The following is a 17,861-nucleotide window of genomic DNA, read 5'->3' as shown; positions in this document are numbered from 1 at the left end:
ATGACGCTTCGAGGAATCGTCTGGCTCGCGGTCCTGTTCGCGATCGCCGCGGCGCTCGCCACCGTCGGCCGTTTTGACGCGGGGCAGGTACTGCTCGTCTATCCGCCGTACCGGATCGACGTGTCGCTGAACCTGTTCGTGATCGCCATCGTCGTGCTGTTCATCGTCGTGTATGCGCTGCTGCGCATCGTGCGCAACATCTGGCGCATGCCGCAGCGGGTCGCCGCGTATCGGGCGCGCTCGCGCAACGAGAAGGCACAGGCATCGCTGCGCGACGCGATCGCGAACCTGTATGCGGGCCGCTTCTCGCGCGCGGAGAAGGCCGCGCGTGAAGCGCTGTCGGTCGATGCGAACCTGGGCGCCGCGAGTCTCGTCGGGGCCACGGCCGCGCACCGGATGCACGAGTACACGCGCCGCGACGACTGGCTGTCGAAGGTCGACGCGCCGGAATGGCAGGACGCACGGCTGCTCGCCGCGGCCGACATGCGCGCGGATGCACGTGATGCCGACGGCGCGCTTGCCGCGCTGGCCGACCTGCAGGCGGGCGGCAAGCGCATCCATGCGCAACAGGTCGCGCTGCGCGCGCAGCAGCAGTTGAAGAACTGGGCCGAGGTGCTGAAGCTCGCGAAAGCGCTCGAGAAGCGCGAGGCGCTGCATCCGGCGGCGGCCGTGCGGCTGCGCCAGCAGGCCGCGGAAAACCTGCTGCGCGAACGCCGGCACGACCCGGACGCGCTGCTCGAGGTGTGGCAGTCGCTGTCGCCGGCCGAGCGCCAGTCGCCGCGTCTTGCCGATCTCGCCGCCGATCTGCTCGTCCCGCTCGAGCGCCGCAACGAAGCGCGCCGCATCGTCGAGGACGCGCTCGCGCACAACTGGGATGCGCGCCTGCTGCGCCGTTACCCGGATACGGCCGGCGCCGATGCGCTGCCGCTGATCCAGAAGGCGGAAGGGTGGAAGAAGGATCACCCGGAGGATGCCGACCTGCTGTTCGCGCTCGGTCGCCTGTGCCAGCAGCAGCAGCTGTGGGGCAAGGCGCAGTCGTTCCTGGAATCGGCACTGAAGCTGGCCGACAACGAGGCGCTGAAGGTGCGTGCGCATCGCGCGCTCGCGCGGCTGTTCGAGCATCTCGGCGAAACCGACAAGGCTGCGAAGCATTACCGCGAAAGCGCGCTGGCGATTACCGTGGTCTGATGCCGGCCACTCGGGCCGCCTGCTGCAGGCGGCTCGTACACCCCGCGCAAAAAGCCCCGAAGGCCTTTCCGGCATTCGGGGCTTTTTTTCGTCCGGGGTGGGCCCGGACGACACGTCACGCGCCGAGCTTGCGCAGCAGGTCGTCCTCGCGGGCGACGAACCACACCGATTGCCCGCGATTGGACTCGCGTACGAGCGCGCGAAGCGCTTCGCTGCGCGCGAGCCAGTGGTCGATATCGCCGACCACGCCGAGCCGGACGCCGTAGTTGACGAGTTTCTGCAGCACGGCGCCTGCCAGCCCGCTGTCGAGCCGGTAGAAGTCGTCGTGCAGCGCGTTGGCGGGCACCGCGATCCAGTCGGCTTCGTGCTCGTGCGCGAGGGCGACGAGGTCGAGCGCATCGCTTTCGCGCTGAACCGGGCCAGCGGCGGGATCGCGGACCAGCACACGGTGGCCGGCCGCCTGGACGATTCGGTGGTGCATGCGGGTGGGCTCCCTGCGTTACTTGTCGACCAGCCGCTTCGGCACCGACAGCGCCAGCAGCCCGCCGAGCACGAGGAACCCGGCGAGCATGTACATGCCCGAATCGTTGGCGCCCGTTGCCTGCTTGAGCCAGCCCATCATGTACGGGCTGAGGAAGCCGGCGAGGTTGCCGATCGAGTTGATCATCGCGATGCCGGCCGCGGCCGCCGTGCCGCCGAGGAACGCGGTCGGCAGGCTCCAGAACAGCGGCAGCGTCGTCAGGATGCCGATCGTCGCGAGCGTGAGGCCGAGCATCGCGAGCGCGGTCTGGTGCGCCCAGATCACCGACAGCACGAGCCCGAGCGCGCCGATCGCGGCCGGAATCGCGACGTGCCAGCGGCGCTCGCGGTGCCGGTCCGCGCTGCGTGCGATCAGGATCATCGCGACCACGGCAGCCGCATACGGAATCGCCGACAGCAGGCCGATCATGAACGTGTCGGTCACGCCCGTCGCCTTGATGATGGTCGGCAGCCAGAAGCCGACGCCGTAGAGCCCCATCACGAACGAGAAGTAGATCGACGCCATCAGCCACACGCGCGGGCTCGCCATCACGGCCCCGAGCGGCGGGTCTTCCTTGGTGGCCTCTTCAGCAGCGACGTTGCGCGTGAGCAGCACCTTTTCGTCGTCGGTCAGCCAGTTCGCCTTCTCGATCCGCTCGTCCAGCTTGAGGAACACGATCACGCCGACCAGCACCGACGGGATACCCTCGAGCAGGAACAGCCATTGCCAGCCGTGCCACCCGCTGATGCCGTCGAACGCCTTCAGGATGAAGCCCGAGAGCGGCCCGCCGATCACGCCGGACAGCGCGACGGCGGTCATGAAGAACGTCGTCATCCGGCCGCGCCGGTGTGCGGGATACCAGTAGGTGAGGTAGAGGATCACGCCGGGGAAGAAGCCGGCCTCGGCGACGCCGAGCAGGAAGCGCATCACATAGAACATCGTGGGCGTCGTGACGAACATCGTCAGGATCGAGATGACGCCCCACGTCGCCATGATCCGCGCGATCCACACGCGCGCGCCGACCCTGTGCAGGATGATGTTGCTCGGCACTTCGAAGAGGAAGTAGCCGAAGAAGAAGATCCCGGCGCCGAGCCCGTAGACGGTGTCGCTGAGGTTCAGGTCGCTCGCCATCTGCAGCTTCGCGAACCCGACGTTCACGCGGTCGAGATACGCGACCACGTAGCACAGCAGCAGGAGCGGCACGAGCCGCCACGACACCTTGCGGTAGGTTGCTTCCTCGAATGCGCCGGACGAGCCCGGCAGCGACTGCGTCGATGTTGCCATGTTGTCTCCTGTCCTTATGGTTTCGTGCGAGGCAATGCGTGGATGCCGTGCCGGCCGGCGAAACCCGGCGCGGTGCGCGAACAGCCCGGTACGGCTAGATGCAGCGTCCGCCGTCGACTTCGAGACAAACGCCCGTGATGAATTCAGCTTCGTCGGAGGCAAGGTAAAGCGCGGCGTTCGCGATGTCCTGCGGCGTCGAGAAGCGGCCGAGCGGGATCGTCGCGAGGAACCGGCTGCGGTTCTCGGGGGTATCCTCGCAGCCCATGAATTCGGTCATCAACGCCGTTTCGCCGAGCACGGGGTTGATGCAGTTCACGCGGATGCGGTCGGCGCCGAGTTCGGCCGCGAGCGACTTGCTTGCGGTGATCATCGCGCCCTTCGTGCTGTTGTACCAGACGAGGCCGGGCCGCGGCCGCACGCCGGCCGTCGACGCGACGTTCACGAACACGCCGCCGCCCTGTTCGCGAAAGTACGGCACGAAGGTCTGCACGCACCAGAACAGGCTCTTCATGTTGACCGCGTACACGCGGTCGAATTCGGCTTCCGTCACGTCGAGCACCGGCTTGTTGCGGTGCGTGGTGCCGGCGTTGTTCACGACGATCTGCACCGCATGGAAATCGTCGAGCGAGGCTTGCAGCAGCGCGTGCCAGTCGTCCTGCCTCGACACGTCGCCGGCCACCGCGATGGCTTTGCCGCCCGCGAGCGCGATCTCGCTCGCGACGCGCTCGGCTGCCGCGCCATTCAGGTCGTTGACGACGACGTTCGCGCCTTCGCGCGCATAGGTCTTCGCGATGCCTTCGCCGAATCCCGAGCCGCCGCCCGTGACGATTGCCGTCTTGCCGCTCAACCGCATGGTGTGTCTCCTGTGCTGGATATGAGTGTCGTCGTGCTTCGGCACGCGGCCGGGTGCTGCCGGCCGCGTGCCAGGTGCTGCATGCGGCGCGGTCAGCCGTGCCGGATCGCGATCGTCTTCAGCGTGGTGAAGCCGTACAGTGCCTCGAAGCCTTTCTCGCGGCCATGCCCCGAGTGGCCGACGCCGCCGAACGGCAGCTCGACGCCGCCGCCCGCGCCGTAGTTGTTGATGAACACCTGTCCCGCGCGCAGGCGCCGCGCAAGACGCATCTGGCGCGCGCCGTCGCGCGTCCAGATGCCCGCGACGAGGCCGTACGGCGTGCCGTTCGCCAGTGCGACGGCTTCGTCCTCGTCGACGAAGCGCATCGCGGCGAGCACGGGGCCGAACACCTCCTCCTGTGCGAGCCGGTGCGACGGCGGCACGTCGCGCAGCAGCGCGGGCGCCTGGTAGAAGCCGCTTTCGGGCGCGTCGGCGACGACCTGCCCGTGCGCGGCCATCGGAATGCCGTCGTGCTGCGCGTCGGACAGGAAATCCCACACGCGCTGCTGCTGTTTCGCGTTGATCAGCGGGCCGCAGTCGAGGTCGGCGCGGCTCGGGCCGACGCGCAGCCCGTTGAACGCGGTGGCGAGCCGCTCGACGAGCGGCTCGTACACTGCGCGCTCGATCAGCACGCGGCTGCCGGCCGAGCAGGTCTGCCCGCCGTTCTGCACGATCGCGGACACGAGCACGGGCAGCGCCGCTTCGAGATCGGCGTCGGCGAACACGATCTGCGGCGACTTGCCGCCGAGTTCGAGCGTGACGGGTACGTGGTTCTCGGCCGCCATCTGCGTGACCAGCTTGCCGGTGGCCGGCGATCCCGTGAACGAGATGTGGTCGATGCCGGGATGGCGTGCGAGCGCGGCGCCGGCTTCATGGCCGTAGCCGGTGACGATGTTGAGCGCACCGGCCGGCAACCCGGCCTCGATGGCCAGCTCGGCGACGCGCAGCAACGACAGGCACGCATCCTCGGCCGGCTTGACGACACAGGCGTTGCCGGCCGCGAGCGCGGCGCCGACGCTGCGCCCGAAAATCTGCATCGGGTAGTTCCACGGCACGATGTGGCCCGTGACGCCGTGCGGCTCGCGCACCGTCAGCACCGTGTAGCCGGCTTGATAGGGGAGGGTTTCGCCGTGCAGCTTGTCGGCGGCGCCTGCGTAGAACTCGAAGTAGCGCGCGAGCGCGGCTGCGTCGGCGCGTGCCTGTTTCAGCGGCTTGCCGGTGTCGCGCGCTTCGATCGCGGCGAGTTCCTCGATCGAGGCGGCGACACGCGCTGACAGGCGCATCAGCACGCGGCCGCGCTCGGCGGCGCTGGCGGCGCCCCACGGGCCCGCGAATGCGTCGCGGGCCGCGGCGACCGCGCGCTCGATGTCGGGCGCCGTGCCGCGGGCGATCGACGCGAACGGCTGGCCGTCGGAGGGATCGACGACCGCGATGGTTTCCAGTTGCGCGGGCAACGTCCATTCGCCCGCGATGAAGTGCTTCGCCTCTTCCATGCCAGCTCCTGTCGACCCGAGTTGGCGCTTCAGCGCTTACTCGGGTCCCATGCTTCGCGGTCGACCCGGGTTGGCGCTTCAGCGCTTACTCGGGTCCCATGCTTCGCGGTCGACCCGAGTTGGCGCTTCAGCGCTCACCCGAGCCCCATGCTTCGCGGTCGACCCGAGTTGGCGCTTCAGCGCTTACCCGAGCCCCATGCTTCGGGGTCGCCCCGAGTTAGCACTTCAGCGCCCACCCGAGCCCCATGCCTCGCGGTCGGCCGGCGACAGCGCTTCCACCACCGACACCGATTCCACGTACCACGGCCAATGATTCAACGGCCGTGCATCCGGAACGATTATCGGCCGATCGTCATCCGGACGCCACCGGTCGATTGGCTATAATGGCGCATTCCCTTGCGGGGCGCCTGCGGCGATGCATCGGCCGCGGCGCCCTGTCCCGAATTCCCATCGACCTACAGAGAGTGCTCATGAGCTTCAATCATGTTCCGGCCGGCAAGGACCTGCCGCAAGATTTCAACGTGATCATCGAGATTCCCGCGCAAAGCGATCCGGTGAAGTACGAGGCGGACAAGGAACTGGGCCTTCTCGTCGTCGACCGCTTCATCGGCACGGGCATGCGCTATCCGGTGAACTACGGCTACATCCCGCAGACGCTGTCGGGCGACGGCGATCCGGTCGACGTGCTCGTGATCACGCCGTTCCCGCTGCTGGCAGGCTCGATCGTGCGCTCGCGCGTGCTCGGCATGCTGCAGATGACCGACGAGTCGGGCGTCGACGCGAAGCTGGTCGCCGTGCCGCACGACAAGGTCTGCCCGATGACGGCCAACCTGAAGTCGATCGACGACGTGCCCGAGTACCTGAAGGACCAGATCAAGCACTTCTTCGAGCAATACAAGGCGCTCGAGAAGGGCAAGTGGGTGAAGGTCGAAGGCTGGGCCGGCATCGAAGCCGCGCACAAGGAAATCACCGACGGCGCAGCGAACTACAAGAAGTAAGCGGCGTACCGGCCGACGGCCGGTTCGTGCGAAACGCCAACCGCGCGTGTCTCCTCAGGAGGCCGCGCGGTTTTGTTTTGTGCGTTGGGGCCGCTTGCGTACGGCGGCGGGTACGGCCGCCGGCGACGGGGCGGTGGACGGCGCTTCCTTCGTGCGCTTCGCGCGGCGAGGGACAACGGGAGCCGCTGGCGCATCGGCGGCTTCGGTAGCCGCCAGGCGGCGGCGACCCGAGGCGGGCGCGGCATCTTCGCGTCCGTTCGTGACGAGTTTGCCGCTGGCTGCAGGCGCCTTTGCTTTCGACGAAGCGCGTGCGGCCGGCTTGTCCTTTTTTACCGGTGTGTCGCGCGACGAAGTCTTTTTTGCGACCCCATCGCTTTCGGGCTTCTTGCGCTTTGCGACCGGGGCGGCTTTTGTCGCCGTGGGAGGCTTGGGGGCTTTGGCTGCTGCAGGCTTGTCGACCTTTTCGGCTTTCCCGGCTTTCCCGGCTTTTCCGGGCTTCTTCGGGCTTTTGCCCGTCTCGACCGTCTGTTCCGCACGGTCGACGTTCTTCGCCTTCTTCCGCCCGCGCGCACCGGCCTTCAACCCGGCCGCGTCACCGCTCGTATCGACGGCCACGACGGCCGGCAGCACCGACTCCAGCGTCCGCAACCCGGCCGCCAGTTCCCGCTTCTGCACCGCCGTGAGCTGCTTCACCCAGTACTCGGCGCGCGACGCGCTCGACCGGTCGGGCAGTGGAAACGACGCGAGCACCGCACGCGGCTTGCGCGAGCGCGTATAGCGCGCGCCCTTGCCGGATGCGTGCTCGTCGAAGCGCGCGGCAACGTCGGTCGTGATGCCCGTATAGACGCTGTCGTCGGCGCATTCGATCAGATACAGAAACCAGGACATGGCAGGGCGGCAGGATACGAAGCCGCCAGTGTCTCAGAAAAAGCGCTCGTCAACGCCACCGCTCGCCGTGCCCGTCGCGAAAGCGGCTCGGCGCCGCGCCGAGTTCGCGCGTGAAGAAGCGCGTGAACGCGCTCGTCGAGCGGAAGCCGACTCGCGCGCCGATCTCGCCGATCGGCAGTTGCGTATTCAGCAGCAGGTCGCGCGCTTCCCCGAGCCGTGCCTGCGCGACGAGCGCGTGAAACCCGACCGCTTCGCGATGCAGCCGCCGGCGCAGTGTCCAGCGCGACATCGCGAAGCGCGCGCAGACGTGCTCCATCAGCGTGTCGGACGGCACGTCGGCGTCGTCGGACGTGCGCAGCCAGTCGCGCACGCATTGCTCGACCGACGCGCCGAACGTCGAGCGGGCGCGCACGCGCTCGCGCGCGGCGTCGGCCGCATGACGCTGGATGTCCGCGAGCGGCGCGTTGTAGCACTCGAACGGCGTGTCGAAGCGCGCGGAGCGCAGCACGACGCGGTTGCATGCGGCATCGAACGACACCGCCGCGCCGAGGAGATCGCGCAACGCGGCCGTCGGCGCGAACGCGCGCCCCGCGAACGCGGCTTCGTCGACCCGCACGTGCGGATCGTACAGACGCGCGAGCGCGACGAGGATCGCGAAATTCGCGAACGCGCTGCTGGCGGGGCGGCCGTCACCCTCGTTCACGTACTCGAGCGCGAGCGCGTCGCCCGTCTCATGCGCGAAAAGCCAGTCGACGTTGCCGATCAGTTCGCGGTAGCGCAGGTAGCCGTGCAGCGCGTCGCGCAGCGTCGCGGCGTTGCAGGTGATGCCCGCGAGCTCGGGGAACGGCGCGAGCCACGGCACGACCTGCGGCGGCGGCCGATGCCAGGACAACGGCCAGTCGCTCATCAGCCGCATCGCGGCGACGTGCCGATCGCCGGGGATCCGCTGCGCGTCGTCGGCGAGATCGGCCGCGCCGATGCCGAGCGTCGCATACAGCGGCGCGACGTCGAAGCCGTTGCGGCGCATGTCGTCGAGCGCCTGTCGGTAGACCCGGACGGATACCGATTTCTGTCGTAACTCCATGTCTCTCTCCATGACCTTCGGGTTGCCCCCGCTGCGAGAGGTCAGGTACGGCTCCTACCGGTCAAGCATGGTGACCGGTCGATTTTTTTGAACTGGGACGCTGGAGTGGGATGACAAGTACAACAGATCGATTCGGGCGGATCAACGAAAACTTCGCTGTTCCGGGGTTCGACGATTGCGTCGCGTGGGCGCCCGTGGCTTCGTCGCATGCCGGGGCCCTTGATGACGTTACGTGCCGCCGCGCCGGAACGGATCGTGTTCGCGCAGTTCGTCGACGTACGCGTGGATATGCTCGGTCTCGCGTTCGAGAAAGCGTGCGACCGCGTCCGAGAACGCCGGATGCGCGAGCCAGTGCGCGGAGTGCGTGACGGTCGGCAGGAAGCCGCGCGCGAGCTTGTGTTCGCCCTGTGCGCCGCCTTCGAACGTATCGAGTCCGGCCTCGATGCAGAATTCGAGCAACTGGTAGTAGGCCGTTTCGAAATGCAGGCAGGGCACGTGTTCGAGCGCGCCCCAATAGCGGCCGTACAGCGTGCCGCCGCCGTTTTCGCCGCGCCGGTAGACGGCGAGCGCACTCGCGATCGGCTGCCCGCCGGCTTCCGCGATCACGAGCAGCAGGTTCTCCGGCATCGTCGCGCCGATCGTGCGGAAGAAGTCGAGATTCAGGTACGGGCTGGAATAGTGTTCGCGATAGGTCTGCCGGTAGCAGCGCGAGAAGAAACGCCAGTCGGCGTCGGTGATCTGGTCGCCGGTGAGCCGCCGGAACGTCACGCCCGCGTCGTGCACCTTGCGCCGTTCGGCACGGATGTTCTTGCGCTTCTTCTGCTCGAGCGTGCCGAGGAAATCGTCGAAGTGGCGGTAGCCGCCGTTGATCCAGTGGAACTGCACGCCTTCGCGCAGCATCATCCCCATCGATTCGAGAAGCGCCGCTTCGTCGCCGGTCGGAAACAGCACGTGCAGCGACGACACGTCGCTCTGCTCGGCGAACGCGAGCAGCGTGGCCGCGAGCCGGCGGCGCGCGTCGTCGTCGGCCGCGAGCAGGCGCGTGCCCTGCACGGGCGTGAACGGCACCGCGCACAGCAGCTTCGGGTAGTAGGGCAGGTCGTTGCGCTGGTACGCGTCGGCCCACGCCCAGTCGAACACGTATTCGCCGTACGAATGCTGCTTCGCGTACACCGGCGCGGCGGCCGCGAGGCGGCCGGTGCGCTCGTCGGTCAGCGTGACGAAGTGCGGCGACCAGCCGGTATCGTCGACCGCGCAGCGCGCGACCTGCAGCGCGTCGAGGAATTCGTGGCGCAGGAAGGGCGTCGGCTGCGCGTCGCGCGCGAGCAGCGCGTTCCATTCTTCGGCCGGCACCTCCGCGGGGGACGACAGGATGCCCGTGCGATAATCGATGCGTTCGTGTTTCAAGCGTGAATCCGTACCGTTCTGTGTCGCCGGATGCGCGGGCCTGCACGGCCCGCACCGGGACGATTTCGTCAGCCGTTCAGGGCGCGCCGCCGGGCTGCGCCGATCCCGCCATGAAGACCCGACTCGCTCTCGCCCAGATCAACGTCACCGTCGGCGACTTCGCCGGCAACGTCGCGCGAATCGTCGCGGCCGCCCGCGCCGCGCACAACGATGGTGCGCAGCTGATGGTCGCGCCGGAACTCGCGCTGTCCGGCTATCCGCCGGAAGATCTGCTGCTGCGGCCCGCGTTCTACGCGGCGGCGGCCTCGGCACTCGACGCGCTCGCCGACGCGCTGAAGGCATTCGACGGGCTCGCGGTGCTGGTCGGCCATCCGCTGCGCGGCATGGGCGAAGGCGCGCACGCGCCAGCCGTCGATGGTAATGCAAACCGCCCGATCGAGCGCGGCGTGCCGCCCACCGATACCTATAACGCGGTTTCCCTGATCGTCGGCGGCGAGATCGTCGGCACCTACCGCAAGCAGGATCTGCCGAACGCCGAGGTGTTCGACGAGAAGCGCTACTTCGCGACCGACGCCGAGCCGCTCGTGTTCGAGCTGAACGGCGTGAAATACGGCGTGATCATCTGCGAGGATGCGTGGCACGCGTCGGCCGCGCAGATCGCAAAGGCGGCCGGCGCGCAGGTGCTGCTGATCCCGAACGGCTCGCCGTACCACATGAACAAGGAAGCGGTGCGCATCGACATCCTGCGCGCGCGGATCCGCGAAACCGGGCTGCCGATGGTGTACGTGAATCTCGTCGGCGGCCAGGACGAGCTCGTGTTCGACGGCGGCTCGTTCGTGCTCGACGCGCAGGGCGCGCTCGTCGCGAAGATGCCGCAGTTCGTCGAGGGGCACGCGATCGTCGAATTCGACGGCGCGCGGCCGCTGCCGGGCGCGATCGCGCCCGAGCTGTCGACGCACGCGCAGGTGTACCGCGCGCTCGTGACCGGCGTGCGCGACTACATCGGCAAGAACGGGTTTCCGGGCGTGCTGATCGGGCTGTCGGGCGGCGTCGATTCGGCGCTGGTGCTGGCCGTCGCCTGCGATGCGCTCGGGCCGGAGCGCGTGCGCGCGGTGATGATGCCGTCGCGCTTCACGGCCGACATCTCGACCACCGATGCGGCGGAGATGGCGCGGCGCGTCGGCGTGCGCTACGACGAGATCGCGATCGCGCCGATGTTCGATGCGTTCCGCGCATCGCTCGCGGGCGAGTTCGCGGGCCGCGCGGAAGACGCGACGGAGGAGAACATCCAGGCGCGCATTCGCGGCACGCTGCTGATGGCGCTGTCGAACAAGTTCGGCTCGATCGTGCTGACGACCGGCAACAAGAGCGAGATGGCGGTCGGCTACTGCACGCTGTACGGCGACATGGCCGGCGGGTTCGCGGTGATCAAGGACATCGCGAAGACGCTCGTGTACCGGTTGTGCCGCTATCGCAACGAAACGGCCGACTACCCGCTGCGCGACGTGATCCCGGAGCGGATCCTCACGCGCGCGCCGTCGGCCGAGCTGCGCGAGAACCAGACCGACCAGGACAGCCTGCCGCCGTACGACGTGCTCGACGCGATCATGCGCATGTACATGGAAGAGGACCGGCCGCTCGCCGAGATCGTCGCGGCCGGTTACGCGCAGGCCGACGTCGAACGCGTGACGCGGCTCATCAAGATCAACGAATACAAGCGCCGCCAGGCGCCGATCGGCATTCGCGTCACGCATCGCGCGTTCGGGCGCGACTGGCGCTACCCGATCACGTCACGGTTTACCGAACGTCTCGATTGAGCGGTGCTGGGCCGCGTGCGGCTCGCAGGCTTACAATCGGGGTCGCGATTTTGCATCCAAACGAGCATTGGGGGACAACCACCATGAAACGCATCACTGCCATCATCAAGCCGTTCAAGCTGGACGAAGTCCGCGAAGCGCTCGCCGAAGTGGGTCTCACGGGCCTGACCGTGACGGAAGTGAAGGGCTTCGGCCGCCAGAAGGGCCATACCGAGCTGTATCGCGGCGCCGAATACGTCGTCGACTTCCTGCCGAAGATGAAGATCGAGGTGGTCGTCGCGGAAGCGCAGGTCGACCAGGTGATCGACGCGGTGATCGGCGCGGCCCGCACCGGCAAGATCGGCGACGGCAAGATCTTCGTGTCGGACGTCGAGCGCGTGATCCGCATCCGCACCGGCGAAGAGAACGAAGCGGCCGTCTGAGCGCCGCGTCCGCGCCATTTGATCGCTTCCCGGCCGCTTCGGCCGATCGGGCCACGGGTCGCAAGAACCCGTCGCCCAAGAAAAAACGGTGCGGATACCCGGTTGGGTACCGCACCGATACGCGCCTCTCGCAGCAGCGTGGAAAACGTCGTTGAATCGATTCTTTGAGAACGGCGCCTGATCAGAACAGGTGCTGGATACCGGCGTAGACGCCGGTCTGGCTGCCGCCCGGATGCGGGTTGCCGGTCGACACGGCGGTGCCTGCACCGTTCGCGTTCAGACCGAAGTTGGCCGACGAGCTGTTGCGCACCGTCGCAGCCTGCAGGTCGAACAGCGTGCGCTTCGAGATGTTGTACGAACCGCCGATCGTGTAGATGTTCGCGTTGCCGCCGCCGTGGTTCGCGTTCACGTGATACACGGCCGCGATCAGCGCCGCTGCCGGCGTTGCCTGCCACGTCACGCCGCCCCAGACCTGCTGGGTGCCCGTCACGCCGGCGTTCACTGCCGGGCCGCCGCTGCCGTCCGCGCGCGATGCCTGGTAGGCCGCTTGCACCTTGAACTGACCGAGGAACACGTTCACGCCCGCGAAGTATTCACGCGAGTAGTTGAACACGTCCGAGAAGCGGCCGTTGCTGTCGCGCGTTTCGTCGTAGATGCCGCGCAACTGGAACAGCGAGTTCGTGTAGGTGACCTGACCGCCCATTGCACGGCCCGGTTGGCCGGCCGTCGTGTTGCCGTTGAAGCTGGTCGAGTTCGAGAACGAGAACTGGCCGTAGAAGTCGAGGCCGTAGAGCGACGGCGACTGGTACGACACGTTGTTGCTGGTCTTGTTCCAGTTGCGGCCGCGCACCAGCGAGGCCGTCGACCAGGCCGACTGGCCGAACGGGTCGAAGTCCCACACGCCGTTGGCGATCGCGAGCTCGCGACCCAACAGCAGCGTACCGTAGCGGTCGTTGGAGATACCGACGGTCGCGAAACGATCCCAGATCGAGCCGCTGAAGCCGCCCGTCATCGTGTTGAACGCGCCTTCGAGGTGGAACAGGATCTTGTTGCCGCCGCCGATGTCCTCGGTGCCCTTCAAGCCCCAGAGGCTGGTGCCCCAGTCGCCGCTTTCCGCGCGCACTTGGTGGCCGTTTTGCAGGCCGTTCAGGTACTCGATGCCGGCATCCAGGCGGCCATACAGCGTGACGCTGCTCTGCGCGTGCGCCGTCACCACCCCAGCAGCCATCAGCGCGGCCGCGACCAAAGCTTTCTTCATCATCTCCTCCATACCCTGTCAAAAAGTCAACCCAGACTGCACGAGATGCCCGGAGCGCGAGCGCCGGGCAAAAGCGGGATAACCAGGGAGACCTCGTGCAGGGCCGGTAAGCGCAGCACGCGGGCAAGCGGACGGAAAACCGTTGAGCGTTCCCGCGCAGCCGGGTCGGCCTGCGGGGTCTCCTTGTAGTGTCGTGAAGCTAAACTACATTTCACGAACTTCGTTTTGCTACTTTGGTTACTAATTTAGCAAAAATACAATTTTGTGGCGATGGAAATCGTTGTTTGACTAACACGTGTCGCCAAATTGCCATGCAACACGGTGGGCAACCGGGGTGCCAAGGGTTTGCAATTAACGGAAAACCCTTGTCCCGCAAGGGAGACACGAGTTTTGCAAACGGGGGTCAAGGATTGCCACTATTGACGCTGCGGGGGGCACAGGCGTAAGCGTCGGATGCGAGAAATTGGTAAGTATTTCGTAATGAACGGACGGCTGCCGGAGAGGGACGGCGGTTGCCTGAAACGCTTGTCCGGCAACGCGCAGTGCGGTGTACCGACAGACATTGGTCAGGCAGCGGCCGGCCTTGCGTCGAGCAACTGCGCGCGAATCCAGCGATGTGCATCGGTGCGCGCATGCTTCGCGTGCGAGTAGACCTTCACGGTGTAGCGCGGAATCTCGAACGGCGCCGGAAAGAGGCGGATCGGCGCCGCGTGCCGCAACGCCTGCGCGGCGCGGTTCGGCACGGTCATCAGCAGCGCGGATTCCGCGATCACGAACGGCGCGGCCAGCACCGTCGGCAACTGCACGGCGACCTGCCGCGCGAGGCCGAGCCGGTCGAGCACATGGTCGACGACACCGCGCGACTCGTTCCACGGCGTGACGACCACGTGGCGTGCCGCCAGGTACTGGTCGAGCGTCAGCCGCCGGCGAATCTCCGGATGCGTGGCGCTCGCGATCACGACGTAGTCGTCGGAGAACCAGTCGAAGTCCTCGATGCCCGGCGCGTCGGCCGCCGATTCCTCGTGGTAGCCGAGCGCGAAATCGATGCGGCCGGCCGCGAGCTCGTCGACGGAGATCTTCCGGTCGGAGTGCACGACGCGGATCCGCAATTGCGGCGCGACATGCTGGATGCGGGCAAGAAACGCCGGCAGCACGGCGAATGCCGTGTAGTCGGTCGCCGCGAACACGAACGTGCGGTCGCTTTGCGCGGGATCGAAGCGGCGTGCGCGGGCGAGCCCCTTCGACATCGTGTCGAGCGCGTCGCCGGCCCAGGTGGCGATGTCGTCGGCGCGCACGGTCGGCTGCATCTCGTTGCCGAGGCGCACGAACAGCGCGTCGCCGATCGCGTCGCGCAGCCGCGCGAGCGCGTGGCTCAGCGCGGACGGGCTCAACGCGAGCTCGTGCGCGGCCGCGGCGACGGACCGGTGGCGGTACAGCGCATCGAACACGAGCAGCAGGTTCAGGTCGAGGCGGCGCAGATCGGGATGCATCATGTTCAGGTACGAATGAAGAAACTGCACTTCCTGCAGGGGCTGCATGAACGTAGCATGATGCTCTGATGGGTGCCAGCGCGGCTGCGCGGCATCGTTTCCCGTTACCAGCCAGGGCCGGAGGAGGGCTCAACCCGTGCAAATCGACATCCGTTCCGCCACCGTCGCCGACGTGCCGCAAATCCTGCGTTTCATCACCGAGCTGGCCATCTACGAGAAGGCGGAACACGAAGTGATCGCGACGCCCGCGTCGCTCGAGCGCAGCCTGTTCGGCGAGGGATCGCCGGCACGCGCGCTGATGTGCGAGGTCGACGGCGAGCCGGCCGGCTTCGCCGTGTATTTCTTCTCGTATTCGACGTGGCTGGCCCGGCAGGGGCTGTATCTCGAGGATCTGTACGTGTCGCCACGCTTTCGCGGCGCGGGCGCCGGGCTGCGGCTCCTGAAGGCGCTCGCGCGGATCGCGGTCGAGTCGGGCTGCGGGCGTTTCGAGTGGAGCGTGCTCGACTGGAACGAGCCGGCGATCCGCTTCTACGAGAGCGTCGGCGCGGCGCCGCAGAGCGAATGGGTGCGCTACCGGCTCGCGGGCGACGAACTGCGTGCGTTCGCCGACGCCGCGCCGGTCGACGCCGCCTAACGCCGCGTCAATGCAAAACGGGCGCCGCGCGGCGAACCGCGGGGCGCCCGTTCACGCGTCGCGACGCGTGCGATGTTACTTGAGGCTGCCCGACAGGAACCCGCGCAGGCGTTCGCTCTTCGGGTTGGCGAACACCTCGGACGGCACGCCTTCTTCCTCGACGCGGCCCTGGTGCAGGAACATCACGTGGTTCGACACGTTGCGCGCGAACCCCATCTCGTGCGTGACGACGATCATCGTGCGGCCTTCCTCGGCCAGCTTCTGCATCACCTTCAGCACTTCACCGACGAGTTCCGGGTCGAGCGCCGAGGTCGGCTCGTCGAACAGCATCACGTCCGGATGCATCGCCAGCGCGCGTGCAATCGCCACGCGCTGCTGCTGGCCGCCCGACAGGTGCGACGGATACTGCTTCTCGACGCGCGGCGCGAGGCCGACCTTCTCGAGATACGTGCGCGCACGTTCCTCGGCTTCCTTCTTCGGGATGCCGAGCACGTTCACCGGCGCTTCCATCACGTTCTCGATCACGTTCATGTGCGACCAGAGGTTGAAGTGCTGGAACACCATCGACAGCTTGGTGCGCACGCGCTGCAGCTGTTTCGTATCGGCCGCGCGCAGCGCGCCCGTCTTGTCGAGCGCGGTGCGCACTTCCTCGCCGTCGACGAAGATGCGGCCCGCGTTCGGCTGCTCGAGGAAGTTGATGCAGCGAAGCATCGTGCTCTTGCCGGAGCCGGACGAGCCGATCACGCTGATCACGTCGCCCGAGTTCGCCTTCAGCGACACGCCCTTGAGCACCTCGTTGTCGCCGTACCGCTTGTGCAGATCGTCGACGAAAAGCTTCTGAGTCTGGGAATTCATCATAGTCCTGCGAAAACTTACTTGCCTTGCGGGCGCAGATACGCGAGCCAGCGCCGCTCGGCCTGGCGGAACAGCCACACGAGCGTGAACGAGATCGCGAGATAGAGCAGGGCGGCGATGCCGAACGCATGGAACGACATGTAGGTCGCCGAGTTGACGTCGCGGGCGATCTTCAGGATGTCCGGCACGGTCGCGGTGAACGCGACGGTGGTCGCGTGCAGCATCAGGATCACTTCGTTGCTGTACAGCGGCAGCGCGCGGCGCAGCGCCGACGGCAGGATCACGCGGCGGTACATCGTGAACGGCGACATCCCGTACGCACGCGCGGCTTCGATCTCGCCGTACGAGGTCGCCTTGATCGCGCCCGCGAAGATCTCGGTGGTGTACGCGCAGGTGTTCAGCGTGAACGCGAGCAGCGTGCAGTGCATCCCGTCGCGGAAGAACGCGTCGAGCATCGGCGTGCCGCGCACGGCCTGCAGGCTGTAGAGGCCCGTGTAGCAGAGCAGCAGCTGCACGTAGAGCGGCGTGCCGCGGAAGACGTACGTGTAGAGCCACACGGCGCCCGACAGCCACTTCTTCTTCGACACGCGCGCGACCGCGAGCGGTATCGACAGGCAGAAGCCGAGGCCGATCGACACGACCAGCAGCCACAACGTAATCGCGACACCGGTGATGCGATAGCCGTCGGTGTAGAGATAGTTGCGCCAGTATTCTTGGATGAGTTCGATCATAGGTCAGCCTTGCGGACGCCGGTCGAGTAGCGCTTTTCGAGCCACATCAGCACGAAGTTCGAGATCGTCGTGATCGCGAGGTAGACGGCACCCGCGATCAGCGTGAAGAAGAAGAACCGCAGCGTGCCCTTGCCGGCGTCCTGCGACGCCTTCACGACGTCGGCCAGGCCGATGATCGACACGAGCGCGGTCGACTTCACGAGCACCTGCCAGTTGTTGCCGATGCCGGGCAGTGCGAAGCGCATCATCTGCGGGAACATGATTCGCGTGAACACCTGCCAGTTCGTCATCCCGTACGCGCTGCCGGCCTCGAGCTGGCCGCGCGGCACCGACAGGAACGCGCCGCGGAACGTCTCGGTGAAGTACGCGCCGTAGATGAAGCCGAGCACGAGCACGCCGGCGAGGAATGGATCGATGTCGATCTGGTCCCAGCCGAGCGCGTCGGTCGCCATGTTCAGCCAGATCTGCAGGCTGTAGAACAGCAGCAGCATCAGCACGAGGTCGGGCACGCCGCGGATCAGCGTCGTGTAGACGGTGCCGACGCCGTTCGTGAAGCGGTTGCGCGACAGCTTCGCGCCCGCGCCGAGCAGGCCCAGCAGGAACGACAGCGCAAGCGAAAGCACCGCCAGTTTGACGGTTTGCCAGGTGCCTGCGAGGATCAGCGGGCCGTAACCTTGTAGAAACATTGAGTGGTCCCTGGTGTGGTCCCTTAGGGCGCACGCGGTGCGCCGCGAAAGACGCGTTCCGCCCAAGCTGCGCGGAACGCCCCGTGCGTATCGTGACCGTCCGCCCCGGCATCGGTGCCGGGCCCGCCCGTCGCGCGAGCGGCGGGCAGGGGGCGGGCGGCGCGTGGTTGACTGCCTGTACTGCCCGGGTGCGGGGCCGCCCCCGCATCCGTCG

17 protein-coding genes are annotated in these 17,861 nt (G+C 67.3%); 5 read left to right on the top strand and 12 right to left on the bottom strand.

The window, feature by feature from the left end:
• Positions 1 to 1,188, top strand: a complete 1,188-nt coding sequence (locus CFB43_RS13490; protein ID WP_089426083.1) for a heme biosynthesis protein HemY — start codon at positions 1 to 3, stop codon at positions 1,186 to 1,188.
• Between the two features lie 115 nt (positions 1,189 to 1,303).
• Here the strand turns inward: CFB43_RS13490 and CFB43_RS13485 are convergent, their stop codons facing one another.
• The 4 genes from CFB43_RS13485 to CFB43_RS13470 form a co-directional block, all read right to left on the bottom strand.
• The gene (locus tag CFB43_RS13485; protein ID WP_089495417.1) at positions 1,304 to 1,669 is read right to left on the bottom strand and encodes a DUF4180 domain-containing protein; all 366 of its coding nucleotides are present in this window, start codon (positions 1,667 to 1,669) and stop codon (positions 1,304 to 1,306) included.
• 18 nt (positions 1,670 to 1,687) lie between these two features.
• Positions 1,688 to 2,992 (bottom strand): MFS transporter, encoded by a 1,305-nt coding sequence (locus CFB43_RS13480; protein WP_089495416.1) that lies wholly within the window; start codon positions 2,990 to 2,992, stop codon positions 1,688 to 1,690.
• Positions 2,993 to 3,086: 94 nt separating this feature from the next.
• A complete protein-coding gene (locus CFB43_RS13475) occupies positions 3,087 to 3,845 on the bottom strand; it encodes an SDR family oxidoreductase (protein ID WP_089431563.1) in 759 nt (252 codons plus the stop codon).
• Positions 3,846 to 3,937: 92 nt separating this feature from the next.
• A complete protein-coding gene (locus tag CFB43_RS13470) occupies positions 3,938 to 5,377 on the bottom strand; it encodes an aldehyde dehydrogenase family protein (protein ID WP_089426079.1) in 1,440 nt (479 codons plus the stop codon).
• A gap of 470 nt (positions 5,378 to 5,847) precedes the next feature.
• Between CFB43_RS13470 and ppa the strand changes: the two genes are divergently transcribed.
• Positions 5,848 to 6,375, top strand: a complete 528-nt coding sequence (ppa, locus tag CFB43_RS13465) for an inorganic diphosphatase (RefSeq protein ID WP_011352863.1) — start codon at positions 5,848 to 5,850, stop codon at positions 6,373 to 6,375.
• A 54-nt stretch (positions 6,376 to 6,429) separates the two neighbouring features.
• Here ppa and CFB43_RS13460 read toward each other — a convergent pair whose 3' ends face one another.
• The 3 genes from CFB43_RS13460 to CFB43_RS13450 all read right to left on the bottom strand — a co-directional run bounded on the left by CFB43_RS13460 (position 6,430) and on the right by CFB43_RS13450 (position 9,754).
• Entirely contained in the window at positions 6,430 to 7,263 is an 834-nt protein-coding gene (locus CFB43_RS13460; protein ID WP_089495415.1) for a GIY-YIG nuclease family protein, read from the bottom strand.
• A gap of 49 nt (positions 7,264 to 7,312) precedes the next feature.
• Positions 7,313 to 8,347, bottom strand: coding sequence for a helix-turn-helix transcriptional regulator (locus CFB43_RS13455; RefSeq protein WP_089495414.1), 1,035 nt, complete (start codon positions 8,345 to 8,347; stop codon positions 7,313 to 7,315).
• A gap of 228 nt (positions 8,348 to 8,575) precedes the next feature.
• On the bottom strand, positions 8,576 to 9,754 hold the full coding sequence (locus CFB43_RS13450; RefSeq protein ID WP_089495413.1) for a GNAT family N-acetyltransferase: 1,179 nt from the start codon (positions 9,752 to 9,754) through the stop codon (positions 8,576 to 8,578).
• A gap of 110 nt (positions 9,755 to 9,864) precedes the next feature.
• On the opposite strand from CFB43_RS13450, the gene CFB43_RS13445 reads away from it, so the two are divergent.
• Both CFB43_RS13445 and CFB43_RS13440 read left to right on the top strand, forming a co-directional pair.
• On the top strand, positions 9,865 to 11,571 hold the full coding sequence (locus tag CFB43_RS13445) for an NAD+ synthase (RefSeq protein WP_089495412.1): 1,707 nt from the start codon (positions 9,865 to 9,867) through the stop codon (positions 11,569 to 11,571).
• Between the two features lie 83 nt (positions 11,572 to 11,654).
• Positions 11,655 to 11,993, top strand: a complete 339-nt coding sequence (locus CFB43_RS13440; protein ID WP_006398637.1) for a P-II family nitrogen regulator — start codon at positions 11,655 to 11,657, stop codon at positions 11,991 to 11,993.
• Between the two features lie 181 nt (positions 11,994 to 12,174).
• Here CFB43_RS13440 and CFB43_RS13435 read toward each other — a convergent pair whose 3' ends face one another.
• Together CFB43_RS13435 and CFB43_RS13430 are read right to left on the bottom strand one after the other, a co-directional pair.
• A complete protein-coding gene (locus tag CFB43_RS13435) occupies positions 12,175 to 13,254 on the bottom strand; it encodes a porin (protein WP_089495411.1) in 1,080 nt (359 codons plus the stop codon).
• A gap of 563 nt (positions 13,255 to 13,817) precedes the next feature.
• Positions 13,818 to 14,789, bottom strand: a complete 972-nt coding sequence (locus CFB43_RS13430) for a LysR family transcriptional regulator (RefSeq protein ID WP_373452543.1) — start codon at positions 14,787 to 14,789, stop codon at positions 13,818 to 13,820.
• Positions 14,790 to 14,877: 88 nt separating this feature from the next.
• On the opposite strand from CFB43_RS13430, the gene CFB43_RS13425 reads away from it, so the two are divergent.
• A complete protein-coding gene (locus tag CFB43_RS13425; protein ID WP_089426075.1) occupies positions 14,878 to 15,375 on the top strand; it encodes a GNAT family N-acetyltransferase in 498 nt (165 codons plus the stop codon).
• Between the two features lie 75 nt (positions 15,376 to 15,450).
• Here CFB43_RS13425 and CFB43_RS13420 read toward each other — a convergent pair whose 3' ends face one another.
• Genes CFB43_RS13420 through CFB43_RS13410 form a run of 3 tightly spaced genes read right to left on the bottom strand, consistent with a single transcriptional unit; the run spans position 15,451 to position 17,647 of the window.
• Positions 15,451 to 16,230 carry an ABC transporter ATP-binding protein gene (locus tag CFB43_RS13420; protein WP_089473787.1) on the bottom strand — a complete coding sequence of 260 codons (780 nt, stop codon included), beginning with the start codon at positions 16,228 to 16,230 and terminating at the stop codon, positions 15,451 to 15,453.
• Positions 16,231 to 16,247: 17 nt separating this feature from the next.
• Positions 16,248 to 16,961 carry an ABC transporter permease gene (locus tag CFB43_RS13415; RefSeq protein WP_089495410.1) on the bottom strand — a complete coding sequence of 238 codons (714 nt, stop codon included), beginning with the start codon at positions 16,959 to 16,961 and terminating at the stop codon, positions 16,248 to 16,250.
• Positions 16,958 to 17,647: an ABC transporter permease gene (locus CFB43_RS13410; RefSeq protein WP_021158491.1), complete on the bottom strand. Its 690-nt coding sequence runs from the start codon at positions 17,645 to 17,647 to the stop codon at positions 16,958 to 16,960. Before CFB43_RS13410 ends, CFB43_RS13415 begins: the two co-directional genes overlap by 4 nt.
• Positions 17,648 to 17,861 lie beyond the last annotated feature (214 nt).

The organism is Burkholderia sp. AU15512, from assembly GCF_002223325.1.
Classification (GTDB): domain Bacteria; phylum Pseudomonadota; class Gammaproteobacteria; order Burkholderiales; family Burkholderiaceae; genus Burkholderia.
Note: the sequence above shows the minus strand (reverse complement) of the source record. Positions and strands in the feature narration are given on the sequence as shown.

What these genes read in the sequence shown, in the direction of transcription:
- CFB43_RS13490 (WP_089426083.1), top strand. Translation starts at nt 1, where the DNA reads ATGACGCTTCGAGGAATCGTCTGGCTCGCGGTCCTGTTCGCGATCGCC.
- CFB43_RS13485 (WP_089495417.1), bottom strand. Translation starts at nt 1,669, where the DNA reads ATGCACCACCGAATCGTCCAGGCGGCCGGCCACCGTGTGCTGGTCCGC.
- CFB43_RS13480 (WP_089495416.1), bottom strand. Translation starts at nt 2,992, where the DNA reads ATGGCAACATCGACGCAGTCGCTGCCGGGCTCGTCCGGCGCATTCGAG.
- CFB43_RS13475 (WP_089431563.1), bottom strand. Translation starts at nt 3,845, where the DNA reads ATGCGGTTGAGCGGCAAGACGGCAATCGTCACGGGCGGCGGCTCGGGA.
- CFB43_RS13470 (WP_089426079.1), bottom strand. Translation starts at nt 5,377, where the DNA reads ATGGAAGAGGCGAAGCACTTCATCGCGGGCGAATGGACGTTGCCCGCG.
- ppa (WP_011352863.1), top strand. Translation starts at nt 5,848, where the DNA reads ATGAGCTTCAATCATGTTCCGGCCGGCAAGGACCTGCCGCAAGATTTC.
- CFB43_RS13460 (WP_089495415.1), bottom strand. Translation starts at nt 7,263, where the DNA reads ATGTCCTGGTTTCTGTATCTGATCGAATGCGCCGACGACAGCGTCTAT.
- CFB43_RS13455 (WP_089495414.1), bottom strand. Translation starts at nt 8,347, where the DNA reads ATGGAGTTACGACAGAAATCGGTATCCGTCCGGGTCTACCGACAGGCG.
- CFB43_RS13445 (WP_089495412.1), top strand. Translation starts at nt 9,865, where the DNA reads ATGAAGACCCGACTCGCTCTCGCCCAGATCAACGTCACCGTCGGCGAC.
- CFB43_RS13440 (WP_006398637.1), top strand. Translation starts at nt 11,655, where the DNA reads ATGAAACGCATCACTGCCATCATCAAGCCGTTCAAGCTGGACGAAGTC.
- CFB43_RS13435 (WP_089495411.1), bottom strand. Translation starts at nt 13,254, where the DNA reads ATGATGAAGAAAGCTTTGGTCGCGGCCGCGCTGATGGCTGCTGGGGTG.
- CFB43_RS13430 (WP_373452543.1), bottom strand. Translation starts at nt 14,789, where the DNA reads ATGCAGCCCCTGCAGGAAGTGCAGTTTCTTCATTCGTACCTGAACATG.
- CFB43_RS13420 (WP_089473787.1), bottom strand. Translation starts at nt 16,230, where the DNA reads ATGAATTCCCAGACTCAGAAGCTTTTCGTCGACGATCTGCACAAGCGG.
- CFB43_RS13415 (WP_089495410.1), bottom strand. Translation starts at nt 16,961, where the DNA reads ATGATCGAACTCATCCAAGAATACTGGCGCAACTATCTCTACACCGAC.
- CFB43_RS13410 (WP_021158491.1), bottom strand. Translation starts at nt 17,647, where the DNA reads ATGTTTCTACAAGGTTACGGCCCGCTGATCCTCGCAGGCACCTGGCAA.